Below are 20,819 nucleotides of genomic sequence, written 5' to 3' on the forward strand. Positions count from 1 at the left end.
GCTAGTCATCAGCTAACAATATCCCTTAATACTTAATTACAATAAAACCGGTCTTTTGCCTGGTTTCACCATCCGCTTTATATTCCAATTTATAAAAATAAGTACCGGCCTGCTGTAACCTGCCATTTTTTGCGTGGCCGTCGAACACATTGCCTGTGCTATTATAGCCTGTGGTTTGATAAACCGGTGCGCCACTCCTGGAAGCTATCGATAATTTGTTATCCGGATAAGCTGCAAGCCCGTCAATTAACAGGTAATCATTTACCCCGTCGCCGTTTGGCGAAAAACCAGGGTGCACAACAATACCGTCACTTTCTGCCGGCTTCGTGGTGTGTTCCTCAACAACTGCTATCTCGCTATCATTGGCAGCAAGACCGGCAACTGTTAACCTGCGTACTGTTATCAAATATGTTTTGGTTGTAACACCGTCCGGGGCTGTCACTACTGTGGTTATTAAATTATCCCCGACATTCAAATCTACCTCTTGCGAGTTTTTACCGCTGATTGCGGCAACGCCGTTAACAGTAACCGTAGCGTTTGGATCCTGAACTATTGGAATAATATACACAAATGGGCCAAAATATGATACTGTAGTTTTAAAATTTTCGAAGCCAGGCCCGGTTATCCTTGTTAGCGATCGTGTGTTTGTGGTAGGCGAACGACTGATTACTTTTATATTAGCCAGCGAAGCGTTACTCGACCCGCTGCGGCTTACCGTAATGGTATAAGTTTGGTTGTTTGTACCAGTCTGCGAGGTGACTACTATCGTTATAACCGTAGGTCCCGTATTCAAAGTAATCGGTGCCGAGGCAGTTCCGCTGGTTACAAAGGTTCCATTCACAGTAATAGTTGCATTTGGGTCCAATGATGTCGGTGTAAGGGTAAGGCTGCTTACCTCCGGGGCAACCGCAGCAGTATAATCAAACGAGGTAGTAAAATAACCCGATCCGCTGGTGGCTTTAAGCGTCGAATTCGGGTTAAGCCTTACCGATTTTAAGAAAGCATTAAGCGAGCCGGTTCGCTCTACCGACAATGTGTATGTTTTTGTGACAATACCGTTTTGTGCCGCAACCACTATTGTAATAAGCGTACTGATAGGGTTTAAAGCTATCGGCGCCGAAGCCGAACCCGTGGCCACATCAACACCGTTTACGGTGATAGTGGCATTGGGGTCAACTGCTGTTGGGGTAACTAAAATAGTGCTTTTAGCTGGGTCTACCGCTGTTGTATAGTTGGCATAACCCGGGCCACTGGTTCGGAAACGTAATGAATTACCATCCGCCTTTAACGTGGCAAGAAAAGGATTATCATTTTTTGCCCTTATTACCGTCACCACGTAGTTTTGTTTAGTTATTCCATCCTGCGCGGTAACCGTTACCACAACCGGGTTGTTGCCAATTCCTATCGGGATATTTGCTGATACCAACCCTGAAGTCACATCTACGCCATTTACCTTTATTGTCGCTGTTGGGTCAGTGGTTACCGTTGTTAAATTTATAGTGGTGGTGGTAGTACTTACATTTGCCGTGTAGCTGGTTATAGCCGTTGAAAACCCTGGGCTTAACGTACCAACGCTAATTGCAAGCGACGCAAGGCCATCATCTGCGGATGGCGCGCGGTTAACTTTTACCGTGTAAGTATTTATCGATGCTCCACCAGGAGAAGTTACTACAGCCGTAATATTATTTGGGCCCACTGTTAACGGGATACTGCCCGAAGGCGTACCATCGGCTACTGCAACGCCGTTAATAGTAACGATAGCGCCGGCTGGGGCAACTGTGGGTGTTATAGTTATACCTCCTGTTGTATTAAGCACGTTTGCGGTATAACTGTTTACGGCTCCGTCAAAAGCAGGCGCTAATATTCCGCTGCTTAACGCAAGGCTAGTCAGGCTTACAGATGCCGTTGTTGTGATATTTACAATTGCAGTACTGCTGCCATTTGCGTTGTAAGCGGTTATTTTATAATCGGTTGCCGCGCTGGCAACGGTCGGCGTACCATATATGGTGCCGCTAGTATTATCAATACTTAACCCTGCCGGTAAGGCCGGACTGACATAATAGCCGCCCACAGGCGCTATTTGTTTAATTGCATTATTGTTCTGGTCGGCTACGTATATGTTTCCTACTGCATCGGTTGCCAGGCCGTAAGGGGCGCTGAAACCTGAGCCAATGGTAACCAGGCTCCCGCCACCCGCCGGCAACTCTTTCACTTGTTCGTTGTAAAAGTCCGTCAGGAACACATTGCCGAAAGCATCGACAGCCACGCCATTTGGCGAATTATAGCCAGAACCTATGGTAACCGGGGTATTACTGCCTGCAGGCAGTTTTTTCAATGCATTATTTTTAGAGTCGGAAATATACAGGTTACCAGCTGCATCAACAGCAACATTGTATGGTTTATTAAAACCGGAACCTAATATAACCGGCGTATTTACCCCGGTGGGCACTTGTTTAATAGCGCTGTGCAAATTATCAGCGACATATATGCTTCCGGCGGCATCAATTGCTACACCCGTTGGGCCGGCAAAACCAACACCTATATTGATGGTACTACCGTCAACTGCGGCAATTTTTTTCACCGTATTGTTACTATTGTCGGCCACATAAACGTTACCTGCAGCATCTGCTGCCACGCTATTTGGGTCAGCAATGCCAGCGCCTATGGTATACGGGGCACCGCCGCCAACCGGTATCTTTTTTACCTGGTTGTGTCCATGGTCGGCTACGTATATATTACCCATCGCGTCCAGCGAAACTCCCCTTGGCGCCAAAAAGCCAGAACCTATGGTTGTTGTGGTGCTGCTGTAACCGGGCGCTGCAACCCCGCTGGTTACAGGTACAAGCGGTGTAATTGCGCTTCCGGTGCCAAAAACTGCCGGCCCGCTGTAACTGATCACAGGCGGAGGCAAGGCGCTTACTTTGATATTTACTACTGATTCCGTTTCACCGCTTAAATTATAGGAGTGTATGATGTAATTTTTTGCAGGGCTTACGGCAGTTGGTGTGCCGCTGATAACGCCGGTTGCCTCATCCAGGCTTAAACCATCGGGCAAATTGGGCGTTATGTAATAACCTCCTGTAGGTATAACTTCGTTTATGTGGTTATTCACGGGCTCATACACATATACGCGGCCATTACCCGATACTATGACATTACCCGGGTTGGCGAAACGCCCCAAAGTAAAAGGCGCATCACCGTTTACAGGTATCTTTTCTATTGCGGATGAACTAAGCCGGTATATATTACCCTTACCGTCAAAACTTATATTAGGTCCATATTTTGATATAATAACAGGAGTGCCCCCTCCGGGCGGATATTTTACTTCAATAACGTCTTTTCCAGTGAACTCGTTGCTATAAACATTACCCGCATCGTCTACCTGAATGCCCTGAAGATAATTCTTCGTTGGAACGCTGGCTTTAATCGAAGTTGTGCTACCGGCTTTTACTTTTACTACATAATTAGCACTATAACTTTCGCCATAAAGATTACCGGCCGGATCAACCACAAAATCGTACAGATCCTTAAAATGAGCATCGGTAGTGACCGTTGAGGGCGGGGCGCCATTGGAAGGGATTACCACCACCCCATAATTAAATATTCCCAGGTAAATATTACCAGCACCATCAACTCCAAAATTTTGTGCTTTATTTTTGTAAGCGCCTAACGAGATGATACGCGGTGCCCCCCCATCGGGTGGGGTGACACTAAAATCGCCGGTGGCCGTCTCCTGGTAAAAATTTCCCGCGCCATCTGTAAACATCGTAAAAAACGGACCGGGTTGGGTATATGGCACAGGGACAAGGATTTGGCTATAACTTACCGGGCCAACCCCGCTGCCGGCAGGTGCTAATGGTGTGATTGAATTACCTACGGTGTACGTTTGCGGGCCGGCATAGCTTACAACCGGCAGGGCGGGCATGTCAACCCCAATGGTAACAGTTGCTGTGCTGCTGCCAAAAGTATTGTAAGCACTTATGGTATACACTGTAACAGGGCTGGCAGCGGTTGGTGTACCGGTTATTACCCCTGTGCTGTTATTTAAAATTAATCCCGCAGGCAAAGCAGGGCTCACATAATACCCGCCCACCGGCTGGATCATTTTTACCGCAAAGTTGCCGCTATCGGTAACATAAATACTGCCATCGCTGGCTATAGCTACCCCGGTTGGATTTGAAAATCCTGATGCCAGTGTAATCACAGCACCGCCACCGGCAGGTATTTCTTTTACGGCGTTATTGCCGTAATCGGCCACATATACATTTCCTGCAGCATCTACAGCCACCCCGGTCGGTTTATTAAAACCCGACCCTAATGTAACTACTGCACTGCCATCGGCCGGGAAGATTTTTATAGCATTGTTGCCATAATCAGCCACGTAAATATTACGCTTCGCGTCCACAGCAATACCATGGGCATTTGATAAACCTGACCCGACTTTAACAAAGATTGAAGAGATATCCGGTAATTGCTGTACTCCGTCTGTTTCGGCAGCTACTGTATAAAGTATCCCGAAGGCATCTACCGCAACACCTACGGGGTTATAGTATAATTTGTAGCCGAAACCCGATGCTGGCTGTAATTTTGACGGCTTTAATATTACCGCCGCACCACCGCCTGCTGGCAGTTTAACAACTGCCAGGTTACCCACCTCGTTAACATAAACATCGCCTGCGGCATCGGTAGTTACCCCTGTTGCGCCAGTTCCAGGCACTGATATGGTAACGGGGGCACCGCCCCCTGCCGGGTATTTTATAACCCCGGCGAGGTTTTCGTTGGTTACAAATACATTACCCCATCTATCTACAGCTATACCCGAAGGAGAGTTAAGTCCCGAGGCTATGGTTACCGGGCTGCCGCTACTGTAAGCAACAGCATCAACACCGCTGCTGGTGGGTGTCAATGGCGTAATTGCCGTACCGGCCGTATACTGGTGCGGACCTGCATAACTGATAGTTGGTGCCTGCGCCGACAAACGGGTGGGCAAAGTAATTACCAAAAATAACGACGCGCATGCCAGGTTCATTAAAGAACCACAAGTACATAGCTGTTTGTATAGTTTTTTCATAATATGGCGTTAACAGGCTTATATTGGCGGCATTGGTTTACCGATATAGGTTTTAATGGCGCACTTTCAGGCTTTATACCGGGGTTTGTATGAGCAGTGCAACGATTTAGAAACATATTCTTTTTTATCGTCAAAAAAAGACCTAACCTTAACTAAATCAGTGATAAATTTAACTAAATATTTAATATACAAAGTTGAAAATCAGGCACAATAACTATGTAACGGGTATTTTACATTAACAAATATTGTTAGCCGGATATTCAAACCAGACTTATAACCATTCCGCTGCTAATTAACGTTAATATTTAATTACAGTAAAACCCGTTTTTCGCTTAGTAACTCCATCAGTTTTATATTCCAATTTATAGAAATAAGTGCCTGCCTGCTGCAGCCTGCCATTTTTTGCATGGCCGTCAAACACATTACCCCTGCTGTTATAGCCAGTTGTTTCATAAACCAGTGCACCGCTCCTGGCGGCTATTGATAATTTATTTTCCGGGTATGCTGCCAGGCCGTCAATTACCAGGTAGTCATTTATCCCATCGCCGTTTGGCGAAAAGCCGGACTGGACAATAATATCGTTGCCGCCAGTCGGCTTAGGAGACTGCTCCTCAATAACAGCAACTATAGTACTATCATTAGCAGCCAGGCCAGCATCATTTAACCGGTGCACGGCTATTAAATATACTTTTTTTGTAATACCGTCCTGGGCAGTTACTACAGTGGTGACCAGATTGTCCCCGATATTCATTCGTATCCACTCCGAACTTTTCCCGCTAATTACAGGAGTATCATTAACAGTAATCGTAGCGTTAGCATCCTGAGCTGTGGGGATAAAACGCAAATAGTAATCATCAGGTACTATTGTAGTCTTAAAATTTTTATAACCCGGCCCAGTAGTCATGGTAAGCGGCGGAACGGTTGCCCTTGGATAATAATTAATTAGTTTTAAACTGGTTAACAAGGCGTTATTTGAACCGCTGCGGTTTACGGTGACTGTATAGATTTGGCTGGTTGTACCAGCCTGGGAGGTAACAGTTATCGTTATATTAGTCGGTGCCGCGTTCAAAGATATTGGTGTTGAGGCCTCGCCGCTGTTTACAATGGTACCGTTTACGGTGATAGCGGCGTTAGGATCCTGCGCTGCAGGTGTAACGATAAGGTTACTTACTTCGGGGGCAACAGTAGCAGTATAATTAAAAGACGTAGTATAATAACCCGTACCGTTGGTGGCCACAAGCTCGGAATTTGGGCTAAGCTTTAGCGATTTTAAGAAAGCATTGAGCGAACCTGTACGCTCCACCCTCAGTGTATAGGTTTTTTTGGCAATACCGTTTTGTGCCGTAACCAATATAGTAACAAGCGTACTGGTGGGGTTTAACGCTACCGGCGCCGAAGCAGTACCTGTGGCTACGGCAACCCCGTTTATGGTGATAGTAGCATTGGAGTCAACAGCCGCCGGCGTGATTGAAATACTGCTTTTAGAAGGGTCTATCGCGGTTGTATAATCGGCATATCCCGGGCCGGTGGTACGGAAAAACAGTGATTTGCCATCGGCCTTTAAAGTGGAAAGAAAAGCATTGCCTGATTTTGCCCTTATCACCGTTACCACGTAGTTTTTTATGGTTATACCATCTTGTGCGGTAACCGTTACCACAACCCGGTTGCTTCCAATTATTAGCGGGATATCTGCCGATGTTGCACCCCAAAGCAAATCTACCCCATTTACTTTTATTGTTGCAACAACGTCGCTGGTTACAGGTGTTATGTGTATAGTGGTGGTGGTGGTACTCACATTTGCAGTGTAATTGGTTATAGCTTTTGTGAACGCGGGGCTTAATGCGCCGCTATTGAGTGCAAGCGCCACAAGGCCATCATCTGCAAACGGGATGCGGCTAACTTTTATGGTATAAGTGTTTACCGATTTCCCATCAGCAGAAGTTGCAATGACCGTAATGGTATTGGGCCCTATTTTTAACGGGATATTGCCCGAAGTGGTGCCATCGGTTATTGCAATGCCATTTATCTTTACAGTAGCGCCGGTTTGAGTAACCGTGGGGGTTACCGTAATACCTGATGTGGTATTAGGTACATTTGCGGTATACTTATTTATTGAGCTGTTAAATGCAGGCGACAATGTTCCGTAGCTTAATACTAGGTTAGCCAGGTTAACAGATGCTGTAGTGGTGATATTTACAATTGCGGTGCTGCTGCCGTTTGCGTTATAAGCAGTTATTTTATAATCGGTTGCTGGGCAGGGTGCGGTTGGCACACCTCTTATAACTCCCGTAACATGATTAATACTTAGCCCCGCAGGTAAAGCCGGGCTCACATAATAGCCGCCAACCGGCGCTATTTTTTTAACCGCATTGTTGTTCTGGTCAGCTACGTATACATTCCCCACCGCATCTGTTGCCAGCCCGTAAGGGGCGCTGAAACCCGAGCCAATAGTAACAAGGCTGCCGCCACCCGCAGGTAGTTCCCTCACAAGGTTATTACCAAAATCCGTCAGGAATACATTGCCAAAAGCATCAACGGCCACGCCGTTGGGCGAACTATAGCCCGAACCAATAGTGACTGGGGTATTGCTGCCTGCAGGCAGCTTTTTCAAGGCGTTGTTTTTCGAATCGGAGATATACAGGGTGCCGGCTGCATCAACTGCAACATTATAAGGGTTACTAAAGCCGGTACCTAAAGCAACAGATGTATTTAGTCCTGCAGGTACCTGCCTTATCATGCTGTGCAAGTTGTCGGATACGTACACGCTGCCTGCCGCATCAACGGCTACGCCTGTGGGACCGGCAAAGCCAAAACCAATATTGTCGGTATTGCCGCCGGTAGTAATTCTTTTTACGGTATTGTTACCGTTATCGGCCACATAAACGTTACCGGCAGCATCTGCTGCCACACCATTTGGATCGGCCAGCCCCTTACCTATGGCGTATGGAGCCGTGCCGCCAACTGGTACTTTTTTTACCTGTTTATTACCATGGTCAGCTACGTAAATATTACCGGCAGCATCCAGCGAAACGCTCCTTGACGCCAAAAAGCCAGAGCCTACTGTGGTTGTAGCACTGCTGTATCCTGGGGCGGCAACCCTGCTGGCGGTTGGTACTAGCGGCGTAATGGCGGCGCCTGTAGCAAACACCACCGGCCCGCCGTAACTGATTGCTGGTGCAGGCAAGGCACTTACCTTTATGTTTATTACCGATCTCGTTTCGCCACTTAAATTATAAGCATGAATTACATAATTCTTCGCTGGGCTTACAGCAGTTGGTTTGCCACTTATAATACCGGTTGCCTCGTCCAGGTGCAGGCCACCTGGCAGGTGGGGCGTTATAAAATACCCTCCAGTTGGTATAATTTCTTTAACATCACCCTGAGAAAACTCCTCTACATATAACCGGCCATTACCAGATATTACTATGTCAGTCGGCTCGTCGAACCCCGAACTCAAAACAATGGGCTTGCCGCCGTCTGCAGGTATCTTTTTTACTAAGTTGAGGGATGTGATAATCACATACAAATTACCCGAGCCGTCAACTCCAATATCACCTAATCCGGCATTGCCCGAGCTAAGGCTCGATTCAATAACAACAGGGGAGCCCCCGCCAACAGGATATTTCACCACCCCAATGCTATTTTTTATGTCCTCGACCGTATATATGTTGCCCGCACTATCTACCTGAACCCTGAAAGGTTGTTTAGCGCCGACGCAGGCATTGATTATGCTCCCGCCGCCGGCGGGCAATTCAATCACAATCCGGTCAGTAAAATTTATTGCATAAATATTTCCTTTGGCATCTGCTGTAAAATCATAAAGGGCGTCTTTAAAACGGGCATCGGTGGTGAGTGTCAACCAGGCACCACCACCTGCAGGGATTTTAATCATCCCTTTATGTTGACTTGCTAAATAAATATTACCGGCGGGATCTACTGTACTGGCGTACTGTCCCCAGTTATTATCTTGAAATGAGATGAAATATGATGGCCCTCCATCCGGTGGGGTTACTAAAAATTTACGGTCCAACGCTAAAATCTGGTAAACATTCCCTACTCCATCTACGAATAAGTCCCTATAGTAGGAGTGGTTAAAAAGAATTGGGATGCGGCTATAACCTACGGCGCCAACACCTGTGCTTGCAGGGGCTAATGGTTTAATTGCAGCACCCATAGTATATGTTTGTGCCCCCCCGTAGCTTACAACGGGCAAAGCAGGGAGATTAACCCCGATGGTAACAGTTGCGGAACTGCTGCCAGATACATTGTAAGCGCTTATAGTATATTGCGTAGCCGGGCTGCTGCCGGTTGGCGTACCGGTTATAACTCCTGTGCTGTTATTTATGAACAACCCGGCCGGTAAAGCAGGGCTTACATAATAACCACCGGCAGGCCTGATTTTTTTTACGGCCAGGTGCCCCCTGTCGGTTATATAAATATTACCGTCGCTGCCTACAGCTACACTTGTGGGGTTTAAAAACCCCGAAGCAAGCGTGACCGGGACGCCGCCACCAGCTGGTATTTCTTTTACAGCGTTATTACCGTAGTCGGCCACGAATACATTTCCTGCCGCATCTACCGCCACGCCTGTAGGCTTTTTAAAACCCGACCCTAAAGTAATAGCTGCGGCGCCTGCGGCCGGGAACATTTTTATCGCATTATGATCAAAATCAGCAACGTAAACATTACCGACTACATCCACAGCAACGCTGCGGGCGTTTGACAACTCCGAACCAAGCTTAACATAACTTCTATAACTAGGCGGCGCCTGTTGCACCACATCGATTCCTGGCGCCACGGAATATATATTTCCTAAATCGTCCACCGCGAGGCCTACCGGATTTTTGTATCCGAAAAGACGAAGGTGTTCAGAGTTTAATACGCTCAGAACCTTACCTTCCCCCGACATTTTAATACACAGCTGATGGCGCTTAGTATAAACATATAAATTGCCTGCAACATCTGTCGTCACTGCGGTTGCGTAATCCCCCAAAAAAAGGGTCAGGGTGACAGCAGCGCCACCACTGGCAGGGTACTTTGTAAGCCCGGCAACGTTTTCGTTGATTACAAATACATTACCCCAACGGTCAACCGCTATGCCTGATGGTGAGTTTAGCCGCGAAGCCACTATTGCCGGGTTGCTACTATAGGCAACTGCGGCAACACCGCTGCTGGTGGGTACCAGTGGTGTAATTGCCGTGCCTGCTGTATAAGTTTGAGGGCCGGTATAGCTAATAGTTGGCACTAAAGCAGCGTTATTGGTTTTTAGTTTTACAAAAGCGGCATCAGGTTTAATATCCACACTCTGCTTGTTAACTTTAGTTACATGGTTGCTAACCAGGCGCGGATATTTATGAACAGGTTTAATTACCGCAAACAAATTACCGCTAAAACAAAGGGAGGCCGCAAACATCAGCAAATGCACCCGGTAGTTAAAAACTTTTGCCGTAGCCCATTTTAAGAATAAGGGCTCTGATTTCTTATTGCGCTGTTTCTCCGGCCTTTCAATGCTTGTGTGTACCTGTTCGGCTATCTCGTCCATAACCCGGGGCACGACCGAATGCGACAGGTTTGTAAAAACCAGTATTGCTTTCATAATCGGTGTTATTTAAACAAATCTTGAGTTTATTTCCCCCTAAAAGAATGACAACCGGCATGTCGAAATGTGACTTACGTTACGTTGTTTATTTTTGGTCGATCTGCCCGGTTTCATTTTACGCTCACCTGACCAACAATATCCTTCAACATAAATTTCAAAGCAGTATCTTTGCGCCCAATTATGAGTAAGCACGGCAGGATATTAGTGGCAATGAGCGGCGGGGTTGATAGTTCGGTGGCGGCAGTTATGCTGCACGAGCAGGGTTATGAAGTTATCGGGCTCACCATGAAAACCTGGGACTACGCCTCGTCTGGCGGAAGCTCAAAAGAAACCGGCTGCTGCAGCCTGGACAGCATCAACGATGCCCGCGCACTAGCTGTTGGCTACGGGTTCCCGCATTATATTTTGGATATAAGGAGTGAATTCGGCGATTTTGTTATCGACAATTTTGTTGACGAATACCTCGCGGGCCGCACCCCCAACCCTTGTGTTTTATGCAATACCCATATTAAATGGGAAGCCCTGCTGAAGCGCGCCGATAAGCTGGATTGCGAATTTATTGCAACCGGGCATTATGCCAACATCCGCTTACAAGATAGTGGCCGTTACGTAATATCAAAAGGTAAAGACGAAAATAAAGACCAGTCATACGTGCTTTGGGGTGTATCGCAAAAAAACCTGGCGCGTACAAAATTCCCGTTGGGTAGTTTCTCGAAACCCGAGATACGCCAAATGGCTTTAGATATGGGCCAAATGGAACTTGCCGCAAAAAGCGAAAGCTATGAAATATGCTTTGTGCCCGACAACGACTATCGCGCCTTTTTAAGGCACAAGGTGGGCGACCTTGAAGAACGCGTTGCCGGCGGCAATTTTGTTTTAACCGATGGCACAGTAGTAGGCAAGCACCAGGGATACCCGTTTTATACTATAGGCCAGCGTAAAGGCCTGGGTATTGCCTTGGGCCACCCCATGTTTGTAACCAACATACAGCCTGAAACCAACACTGTAGTATTAGGTACTGTTGAAGAACTGGAACGCAAGCAAGCCTGGGTTAAAAACCTTAACCTGGTAAAATACGAAACCATTACCGAGCCGCTGGAAGCCATCACCAAAATAAGGTACAAAGACGCCGGCACCCAAAGTACCATCCAGCAAATGGGCGAACACATGATGGTCGATTTCCACCACTCTGTTTCAGGCATTGCGCCGGGGCAGTCTGCTGTATTTTATGAAGGCAACGATTTACTTGGCGGCGGATTCTTAATGTGATTAGATTGTTGTATGGCTTCAATGTTGGAACGTTGTTTTTGAGTTTTTCTTCTGAACATATCAACATTCAAACCTTCCAACTTTACAACAATTTCCACAACATTTCAACCTTCCAACATTCCAACTTTACTACGTTTTTCCAAAAAACAAATTTGCGTTTCGCTTTCTTTATGTTTTATTTGCAAAAAAAACTGCTTAAATGGCTAAAAATTTACTCATTGTAGAATCTCCGGCGAAAGCCAAAACCATCGAGGGATACCTTGGCAAAGACTTTACAGTAAAGTCGAGTTACGGGCATATCCGGGATTTGGTTAAATCTGATGATGCCATTGATGTCGCTAATAACTTCAAACAAAACTACGAGGTACCTGCCGATAAAAAACAGGTAGTTAGCGAGTTAAAGAAATTAGCCAAGGAAGCAGATATGGTGTGGCTAGCGTCCGATGAGGACCGCGAGGGAGAAGCCATATCGTGGCACCTGTTTGAAACATTGGGTCTTAAAGATGCCACAACAAAGCGTATTGTATTTCACGAGATTACAAAGCCCGCGATACTGCGTGCAATTGAAACACCGCGAAAAATAGATTATAATTTAGTTAATGCGCAGCAGGCCCGCAGGGTGCTCGACAGGCTGGTTGGTTTTGAGCTTTCTCCTGTTTTGTGGAAGAAGGTAAAACCATCGCTTTCTGCCGGCCGGGTACAATCGGTTGCCGTAAGGTTGATTGTTGACCGCGAACGTGAAATAAACAAGTTTAAATCTGAAGCTGCTTTTAAAATAGTTGCCATTTTTGGCAAAGGCAAAGACGCTTTTAAGGCTGAATTGCCAGAGCGTTTTACTAAACAGGAAGATGCTGAAAAATTTCTGCAGGATTGCCTTGGCGCCGACTTTGACGTAAAATCGTTGGAAACTCGCCCTGCAAAACGTTCGCCGGCAGCGCCGTTTACCACATCTACATTACAACAGGAAGCCAGCCGTAAATTGGGCTATTCAGTTTCGCGTACCATGCAGGTTGCGCAGAAGCTTTATGAAGCTGGGCATATTACTTATATGCGTACCGACTCGGTTAACTTATCAGATACGGCCTTAAATGCCGCCGCGGCCGAAATTGTCTCAGCCTATGGCGATAAATATCACCAGCACCGGGTTTATAAAACCAAAAGTGCCAGCGCACAGGAAGCGCACGAGGCGATAAGGCCTACTTATTTTAATAAGCATACTATTAGCAGCGACTCGAGCGAGATGCGCCTGTACGACCTGATCTGGAAACGCGCCATCGCCTCGCAAATGAGCGAAGCGCAGTTTGAGAAAACCACCGCAAAAATCAACGTATCAACACGTAATGAGGATTTGGTTGCCAATGGCGAGGTAATGAGGTTCGATGGTTTCCTGAAAGTTTACCTCGAATCGAGCGACGACGAGGAGGACAACCTGCAGGATGGCGAAAATACCATGCTGCCGCCTTTGACAAAAGGCCAGCGCCTGGCACTACAGGAAATGTCGGCAACGGAGCGTTTTTCGCGACCGCCGGCACGTTACACCGAGGCGAGCCTGGTAAAAAAGCTGGAAGAGCTGGGTATCGGCCGTCCATCAACCTACGCCCCTACTATATCAACCGTACAAAACCGCGGTTATGTGGTTAAAGAAGAACGCGAGGGCAAACAACGCGCTTTCCGCGTGCTAACCCTTAAGGGGGATAAAATAACCAAAGAAGAAAAGGTGGAAAACACCGGCGCCGAGCGCGGCAAGTTGTTCCCTACAGATATTGGCGCCGTAGTAAACGATTTCCTGGTGCAACATTTTAAAGATATTGTTGATTTTAACTTTACTGCCAGCGTTGAAAAACAGTTTGACGAAATAGCCCAGGGATTGCAGGAATGGACCGATATGCTGCACAGCTTTTACACCCCATTCCATAAAGAAGTAGAGAACACCACCCAAACAGCTAACAAGGCAACCGGCGAGCGTGAATTAGGTGTGCACCCAGAAAGCGGCAAGAAGATATCTGTACGCATAGGCCGTTTCGGTCCGTTTGTTCAGGTGGGCGAGAACGCTACCGACGAAGAACCGGAAAAGCCATTATATGCCAGTTTACGCGCCGGGCAAAGCATTGAAACTATAACCGTTGAAGAAGCGCTTGAACTGTTTAAGCTGCCAAAAAAGGTGGGAATGTTTGAAGATAAGGACATGACGGTTGCTATAGGCAAATTCGGTCCTTATATAAGGCATAACAGCGCTTTTGTATCGCTTCCAAAAGGTATCGACCCACACGACGTTACCGAAGAAAAAGCTATTGAGCTGATACTGGAAAAACGCCAGAAAGATGCTGACAGGCTGATAAAAGCGTTCGACGAAGATGCTACCATGAAGGTATTAAACGGCCGTTGGGGCCCTTATATTGAATTTGGCAAACTGAACGTTAAAATACCAAAGGACAAGGACCCGTTAACGCTTACCTACGAGGAATGCAAGGCCCTGGCCGATGCAATGCCGAAGGATGTAAAAAAAGGGCGTTTCGGCAAAGCAGCACCGGCAGCAAAGGCCGCACCTGCTAAAAAAGCAGTTGCAAAAAAGGCTCCTGCGAAGAAGAAGGCAGCGGTGAAGAAAAAATAGATTAGTTGATTAGGTTGATTGAGTGAGTGGTTGATTAAGTTAATTTTCAAAACTCAGTCAACTTAATCCAACCAAGTCAACTCAATCAACTAACAATGATAAAAGACCTCCCCGATAACACCGTAAAAGATATTGCAATAGCAGTGGCGCTGGAGAAAGAAAGCGTGGAGAGCAAAATATGGTACGTTTATATCATTAACCTTAAAAACGAACCGATTGAAAACGTGCTGATTACCTCAAAAGGTTATGGCGAAAAGGATGGTGAGCAAGTCAAGACTTCCACCCTGCGCCATATGTTCCCCTTAGTTGAAGGCAATTCATTCAAAATTATCGAGCCCATCGATGAGCAAACATTCGGCCTCAACAACGAATACTGGTTAAGCTACTACATCGGCACACAGATCTACGATAAAAAATTCATCTTTTTACCCGAAAGCATTGTCGAAATGAATTTCACTCGACTACCTGTAATTAATAAGGTTGGGGTGATGATCGGGTGATAATTTATCCTACCTACTTTTTGTTTTTCAGTTGCTATCAACAATTTCCAACTGCTACCTATCGTAGTATCCAAAAAATAATTCCGAAATCGAACATCCGAATTCCGAAATAAAGAATTAAATTACAAGGTAATTAACAAGCCTAACCATGGATACTTTCTACAGCCTTTTCCGTACCCGGAAAGGATTAATCGGCACCGGTATTTTTCTGATACTGGTGGTTTTAACCATTTTTATTATTTTCCGCCATCGCCAAAAACCAGGCATCGACCCGGAATTTAGTAAGTATATCGAATCGTACACCACCGGGATAATATCCAAGGGGAGTACTATCAAAATCCGGCTGGCGAGCGAGGTACAGGTTAGTCACGAACAAAATGCACAGCTAAGCGATAAACTTTTCAGCTTTTCACCATCCATAAAAGGCAAAGCTTATTGGATAGATGCCCGCACCATCGAATTCAGGCCCGAAAGCAAACTCGACCCTGATAAAAACTATACCGGCGATTTCAAGCTGAATAAAATAATTGAAGTACCCGGAAAATTCGAAGACTTTAAGTTTAGCTTTCAAACTATAAAACCCGATTATACGGTATCATTCATCGGCTTGCAAACCGCCACCAATACTTCACTTGATAAAATGAAGTTAAGCGGCATCATCCAAACGGCCGACAACGAAGATTCGGGCGAGATTGAGAAGATCATTACCGCAAACTTTGTAAACCCGGTACACATCAGTTGGGAGCACAATCCGGTTGCCAAAACACACCACTTTGTGGTGACCCAACTCACCCGCGGTAATGGTCTGATAAACCAGCTTACCGTTAACTGGGATGGGAGTGGTTTAAATATCGACAAAAAAGGCAGCCAACAGTTTGACATCCCAGCCGTAGGCGATTTCAGGGTGCTTGACATAAAGGCTGTGCAGGACAACGACCAATATGTTTTAGTGCAATTTTCGGATAACATAATGATTGGCCAGGAACTAAGTGGCCTGGTAGGCATGGGCAACGTAACGGATGCCGCCTATACCATTGAGGGAAGCACCGTGAAGGTTTATTCGCCCGAACATCTGCAGGGTAATTACAGCGTTTTTGTAAACGAAGGCGTTGAAAATATATCGCATAAGAAAATAACCAAATCCTATACAGGCAACGTGTTTTTTGAAAACCGTTTGCCATCAGTGACTATTCCCGGCAAAGGCGTTATCTTACCTGATTCCGGCAAGCTGATGATGCCTTTTGAGGCAACCAATTTAAACGCGGTTGACGTAAGCATCGTAAAGATTTTTGAAAACAACGTACCACAGTATTTCCAGAACAACGGATTTGATGGTGGCGAGGAATTACGGCATGTAGGTAAGCCCGTAGTTCAAAAAACCATCCGGCTTGATGAAGACAAAAGCCTCAACCTGAGTAAAAAGAACCGTTTTATGCTGGATATCGACCAGCTTTTGCGTACCGAACCCGGCGCAATTTACCGCGTTATTATCGGTTTCCGGAAAGACTACTCAATATACAATTGCAAGGCTGGGTCGCCGGTTCAAAAAAATGCAGATGACGACGAAGGCTATGGCGGCGAGGGCAGCAACTTTGGCAGCAATACAGGTACTATAAGTGATGAAGACGACGATTTTTGGGCGAAATATGATAATTATTACCCCGAAGAATACAACTGGCAACAGCGCAACGACCCATGCACCAATTCTTATTTCACCAAGGATAGATGGGCTGTACGGAACATTATTGCATCAAACATAGGCCTTATTGCCAAACGCGGCAGCGATAACAGCATGCTGGTTGCGGTCACCAATATTTTAAGCGCCAAACCTATGAGCGGCGTCGAGTTGGAATTGCTGGATTACCAAAAACAGGTGATACTCAAAACCACGTCAGATGGCGATGGCATGGCTAAGTTTGATATGAAGCGCAAACCTTACCTGCTGGTTGCCAAAAGCGGCAAAGAACGCGGTTATTTAAAATTGGATGATGGCAGTTCATTGCCGCTCTCCCGTTTCAACGTGGGCGGCGAGCAGATACAAAGCGGACTCAAAGGCTTTATTTATGGCGAGCGCGGCGTATGGCGGCCTGGTGATTCGATATTTATGTCCTTTATCCTGGAGGACAAGCTTAAAACCCTGCCGGCAGACCTTCCGGTTCAGTTTGAGCTGTTTGATGCCAATGGCAAGCTATACAGGAGGCTTACCCAAACAAAGTCCTTAGATGGCTTCTATAGCTTCCACACAGCAACCGAAACCTCCTCGCCTACCGGTAACTGGAGCGCTAAAGTGAAAGTTGGCGGCGCTGTGTTCGAAAAGAGCGTAAAGATTGAAACCATAATGCCTAACCGCCTTAAAATAGGCTTAACCTTTGGCGGGGCAAAAGAATTAACCAAAGGCGGCGACGTAAGCGGGGCACTCACTGCACAATGGTTGTTTGGCGGAACGGCGCAAAACCTGAAAGCTAAGGTTGACGCTTTTTTGTCGCCAAAAACAACAGCTTTCAAAGGTTACGAAGATTATGTATTTGATGATCCTACCTTAGCCTTTACCACGCAAACCCAAACCATATTCGACGGCCGGCTCGACGAAAACGGTAAAGCATCGGTAAACACCAATATCAATATTGAGAAACAGGCGCCGGGGCAACTGAATGCCAACTTCCTGGTAAAAGTATTTGAACCGGGCGGCAATTTTAGCATACAAGCGCTGAGCATGCCATATAATGTTTACCCGGGCTACGTGGGCATTAAAACAGAAAAAGGCAGCGACCTTTCAGGTATGCTGGTTACCGGTAAAGATCATGATATTGATATTGCCGACGTAGACGTAAACGGGAAACCGTTTGAAGGCACCCGCAACGTTGAACTGGAACTCTACAAAATACAATGGCGCTGGTGGTGGGACGAGACCGGCAACCAAATGAGCAACTTTACCCAGGACAAGTACAACAAACTGGTAAAAACAGCCAGCGTAAAACTGGTAAACGGCCGCGGCAAGTGGAACCTGCACATCAATCAGGCCGATTGGGGGCGTTACCTTATCCGCGTCAAAGATGAAACCACCGGGCACTCAACCGGTAAGATTTTATATGTCGATTGGTCAAATTGGTCGGAAAGGTTGCAGCAAACCAACCCTACCGAGGCTGCGATGCTTTCGTTCACTGCCGATAAAACCAATTATAAAGTTGGCGAAGATGCGACCTTGACCATCCCTACCATGTCAGACGGCCGCGCGCTTATCAGCTTTGAAAATGGCAGCAAGGTTTTAAAAACTACCTGGATTGATACAAAAAAAGGACAAACCCGTTATACCTTTAAAGTTGATGGAACCATGGCGCCAAACGTGTTTGTAAACGTTACACTGCTGCAGCGTCATTCGCAAACGGTTAACGATTTACCTATCCGGATGTATGGGGCGATACCGCTTTCTGTTGATAACCCGGAGACTATCCTGAAACCGGTTATCAGTATGCCTGATAAAATAAAGCCTGAAACACAGTCGTCTATCACCGTATCCGAAGCATCAGGCAAGGAGATGACTTACACGGTTGCTATTGTTGATGAGGGCTTGCTCGACATCACCAACTACAAAACACCTGATCCGCATGAGACATTTTACGCCCGCGAGGCGCTCGGTGTAAAAACCTGGGACTTATTCGATTATGTTATCGGCGCATTTGGCGGCGGGCTTGAGCGAATTTTAAGCATAGGTGGTGACGGTACCGGTGGCGCCAACCGCAATGTATCGGTAAACAGGTTTAAACCTGTTGTGAAGTTTTTAGGCCCATATCACCTGGATGCCGGCGAAAAGCAAACCCATGCGTTTACACTGCCCCAGTACATCGGTTCGGTAAAAGCGATGGTAATAGCCGGGCATAACGGCAGTTACGGCCGTGCAGAGAAAGTTGTAGCTGTTAAAAAACCTTTGATGATACTTGCTACATTGCCGCGTGTTTTAGGCCCTTCGGAAAAGGTACAACTGCCGGTTACTGTTTTTGCTATGGAAAACAACATCAAAACGGTTGCTGTGCAGGTGCAGTCGAATGCATTTAGCAACATGGCTGGTAATAACCAAAAGACCATCACCTTTACAAAAACCGGCGACCAGCTTGTAACTTTTGATTTAAGTGTTAAAGATTTTGTGGGCGTGGGTAAAGTGCATATAGTTGCCAGAAGTGGCGGTGAGATAGCTGCTTATGATGTGGAGTTGAATGTGCGCAACCCTAATCCGCCGGTTACTAAAATAACAGAAAAGGAGCTGGCTGCGGGCGAAAGCTGGAATACGTCGTATGCTGCAATAGGGATAAATGGCACCAACAAGGCTGTGCTGGAGGTTGCTTCCATCCCACCGCTAAACCTTACCAAACGTTTAAATTATTTGATTGAATACCCTTATGGCTGCGTTGAGCAAACAACATCATCTGCATTTCCGCAGTTGTATTTGGGCCAGTTGCTCGACCTGAGCGCCAGGCAAAAAGCCGAAACGGAACGAAACATAAAGGCAACTATAAATCGGTTAAACGGTTTCCAGGTTAACAGTGGCGGACTGAGCTACTGGCCGGGTGTTGGCGAGGCCGACGAATGGGGCACCAACTACGCCGGTCATTTTATGCTCGAGGCACAAGCCAAAGGATACAGCCTTCCGCTTGGGTTTATCGAGCAATGGAAAAAATACCAGAAACTAAAAGCATTAACCTGGGCGCCAGATTCGCGCAGCTTTTATGGGGCCGATTTAATACAGGCCTACCGCTTATACCTGCTGGCCCTGGCACGTTCGCCCGAACTTGGCGCCATGAACCGTTTGCGTGAGTTTAAATACCTGAGCATTGAAGCCCGCTGGCGATTAGCTGCGGCCTACAAATTGGCTGGTCAGCCCGAAATTGGTTTGAAAATGATTGCAGGCCTGCCGTTAACCATAAAGCCGTATAATTCAATGTATGGCACATATGGCTCTGATTTGCGTGATGAGGCGATGATTTTGGAAACACTCACCCTGCTCGGACAGCAACAAAAGGCAGCCGGCGAATTACGTTTGGTTGCAACCCATTTGTCGAAAGATAGCTGGTACAGCACCCAAACTACCGCCTATTCGCTGATTGCAGTTGCCCAATATTGTGGTCAAAACAAATCGGCAGCCAAACTTACCTTTAACTACAAAGCCGGTAATGCACAGGCTGCCGTTAATTCGCAGTCGTATATGTGGCAACTGCCTGTTGATGCAAGGGGCGGCAATGTATCGCTAAAAAATAACGGCAATAACAAGCTGTACATTAGGTTGATACAACAAGGACAACCCTCATCAGGCCAGGATATACAAACCCGCGTTGACCCTGATATATTAACCCTGCGGGTAGGTTACTTCACCCTCGGCGGAAAACCGGTAGACCCTGCCAGCCTGAAACAAGGGACGGATTTTGTTGCCCAGGTAAATATTAAAAACCCGGGCAAACGCGGCCGTTACGATAACCTGGCGCTTACGCAGATATTCCCGTCGGGCTGGGAAATATTGAATACCCGGATGATGAACGGTGCAGAAGCATTTACTTCATCGGAGTCAGACTATCGCGATATCAGGGACGACCGGGTTAATACTTATTTTAGCCTGCCTGAAGGGAAAGAAGTTACCTATTACGTAATGCTTAATGCCGCTTATGCAGGCAAGTATTATTTACCGGCAACGTATTGCGAAGCGATGTATAATAATTCGATAACGGCATTGATAAAGGGGCAATGGGTTGAGGTGGTTAAGTAGAGATTAGTTAATTGGAG

General features: G+C 46.5%; 6 protein-coding genes. 4 read left to right on the forward strand and 2 right to left on the reverse strand.

Translation table 11 applies throughout. From position 1 onward, the window contains the following. Positions 1-25: 25 nt before the first annotated feature. Together Q0R52_RS27740 and Q0R52_RS27745 are read right to left on the reverse strand one after the other, a co-directional pair. The gene (locus Q0R52_RS27740) at positions 26-5,071 is read right to left on the reverse strand and encodes a cadherin-like beta sandwich domain-containing protein (protein ID WP_295801546.1); all 5,046 of its coding nucleotides are present in this window, start codon (positions 5,069-5,071) and stop codon (positions 26-28) included. Between the two features lie 298 nt (positions 5,072-5,369). Beyond that, entirely contained in the window at positions 5,370-10,667 is a 5,298-nt protein-coding gene (locus Q0R52_RS27745; protein ID WP_295801549.1) for a cadherin-like beta sandwich domain-containing protein, read from the reverse strand. A gap of 183 nt (positions 10,668-10,850) precedes the next feature. On the opposite strand from Q0R52_RS27745, the gene mnmA reads away from it, so the two are divergent. The 4 genes from mnmA (at position 10,851) to Q0R52_RS27765 (ending at position 20,802) form a co-directional block, all read left to right on the forward strand. Then, entirely contained in the window at positions 10,851-11,939 is a 1,089-nt protein-coding gene (gene mnmA, locus Q0R52_RS27750; RefSeq protein WP_295801551.1) for a tRNA 2-thiouridine(34) synthase MnmA, read from the forward strand. A 199-nt stretch (positions 11,940-12,138) separates the two neighbouring features. Beyond that, on the forward strand, positions 12,139-14,550 hold the full coding sequence (gene topA / locus Q0R52_RS27755; protein ID WP_295801553.1) for a type I DNA topoisomerase: 2,412 nt from the start codon (positions 12,139-12,141) through the stop codon (positions 14,548-14,550). A 95-nt stretch (positions 14,551-14,645) separates the two neighbouring features. Continuing rightward, complete coding sequence (locus tag Q0R52_RS27760; RefSeq protein ID WP_295801556.1) at positions 14,646-15,050, forward strand: hypothetical protein; 405 nt, start codon at positions 14,646-14,648, stop codon at positions 15,048-15,050. A 148-nt stretch (positions 15,051-15,198) separates the two neighbouring features. Next, positions 15,199-20,802, forward strand: a complete 5,604-nt coding sequence (locus tag Q0R52_RS27765; RefSeq protein WP_295801558.1) for an MG2 domain-containing protein — start codon at positions 15,199-15,201, stop codon at positions 20,800-20,802. Positions 20,803-20,819: the final 17 nt, after the last annotated feature.

The sequence above is a fragment of the Mucilaginibacter sp. genome (assembly GCF_025359345.1).
Lineage (GTDB): Bacteria > Bacteroidota > Bacteroidia > Sphingobacteriales > Sphingobacteriaceae > Mucilaginibacter.